Source organism: Synechococcus sp. (assembly GCF_982614295.1).
Window position 1 is genome coordinate 45848 of record NZ_CEXBMR010000007.1, and the last position, 1558, is coordinate 47405.

General features: G+C 43.5%; 2 protein-coding genes. One reads left to right on the top strand and one right to left on the bottom strand.

The window, feature by feature from the left end; genetic code table 11:
* On the top strand, positions 1-849 hold an 849-nt coding region (locus AC2JC8_RS02340), incomplete at its 5' end, for an Hsp70 family protein (protein ID WP_484594137.1).
* 15 nt (positions 850-864) lie between these two features.
* Here the strand turns inward: AC2JC8_RS02340 and AC2JC8_RS02345 are convergent.
* The coding region (locus AC2JC8_RS02345) for a sugar transferase (RefSeq protein WP_484594138.1) at positions 865-1558 on the bottom strand (694 nt) is incomplete at its 5' end.

Consider the following 1558-nt stretch of genomic DNA (forward strand, 5'->3'; position numbering starts at 1 on the left):
GGAAAAGATCCAAACCAAACTGTTAACCCCGATGAAGTGGTAGCCGTTGGCGCTGCTATTCAAGGCGGTGTATTAGCTGGTGAAGTAAAAGACATCCTCCTATTAGATGTAACACCCTTATCGCTTGGTGTGGAAACTCTTGGCGGTGTGATGACGAAGATGATCAGCCGCAACACCACCGTACCTACTAAAAAAACTGAGACATATTCCACTGCAGTGGATGGTCAAACAAATGTAGAAATCCATGTGCTTCAAGGGGAGCGGGAAATGGCTTCTGATAACAAGAGCCTTGGCACCTTCCGCCTTGATGGCATTCCTCCTTCCCCCCGCGGTGTGCCTCAAATCGAAGTAACTTTCGATATCGATGCAAACGGCATACTCAGCGTTACCGCTAAAGATAAAGGTAGCGGCAAGGAGCAAACAATTTCTATCACCGGTGCCTCCACCCTTAGTGATAATGAAGTTGATAAAATGGTTAAAGATGCTGAAACCAATGCCAGCGCTGATAAAGAGCGCCGCGAAAAGATCGATCTAAAAAATCAATCTGAAACTTTGGTTTATCAAGCTGAGAAACAACTCACGGAACTGGGCGACAAGATCTCCGCAGAAGATAAAGGCAAGGTTGAAGGTTTCGCTAGCCAGTTAAAAGAGGCTATTGAAAAGGAAAACTTTGAAGCGATGAAAACTGTGCAAGAGCAATTGCAGCAGGCCCTTTATGCGGCTGGTGCTTCTGTATACCAGCAAGCAGCAGGGGCGGGCGCTGATGGGGCTCCCGGAGCCGCTCCCGGCAACAATGCTGGATCAGCTGGCGATGATGTGATTGATGCTGAATTTACGGAAAGCAAATAAAGAGCAAGTAGTTTGTTAGCGGCCTGCACCTTTCAACACAGTTTTAAATGTTTTTGCTAAAATTAGCAAATCAAGCCAAAAACTTTTGTTTTTCAGATAATATAAATCATACGATAGTTTTAACTCTGCATCTTCTAGAGATGATGAATAGGCCATGTTTACTTGGGCCCAACCACTTAAACCTGGCCTCACTAAATGCCTCAATCTGTAATGGGGAATATTAACTTCTAAATCATGTTCTAGTTCTGGCCTCTCCGGCCTTGGGCCTATAAAGCTCATTTCACCTTTGATTATATTTAATAATTGTGGCAACTCATCCAAGCGACTGCGTCTTAACCATTTGCCTATTGGAGTAATTCGCTTATCTCCCGGATTACTCCATTGCGCCCCATTCTCTTCTGCTGTTTGCTGCATAGTTCGCAACTTATAAATTGTGAATGATTCTCCAAAAAGACCGGTGCGTATTTGAGAATAAAATATTGGGCCGCGATCATGCAAGTAAATTGCTAGCGCAATTGGAAATAAAGTGATTGTTGCAATTAGTATTAGTAAAATCCCAAGTATTAAATCAGCTAAACGTTTCAATTGGGAGTTTATTCCAATTTTACGTCCGTTGGCTAATCCACTTAATTGAACTATCGATTCATCTAACCAGTGGGCAGGAATACGTTGCAGCTCTTCTTCTGCCAGCTGGGCTAAACTTAGCAAT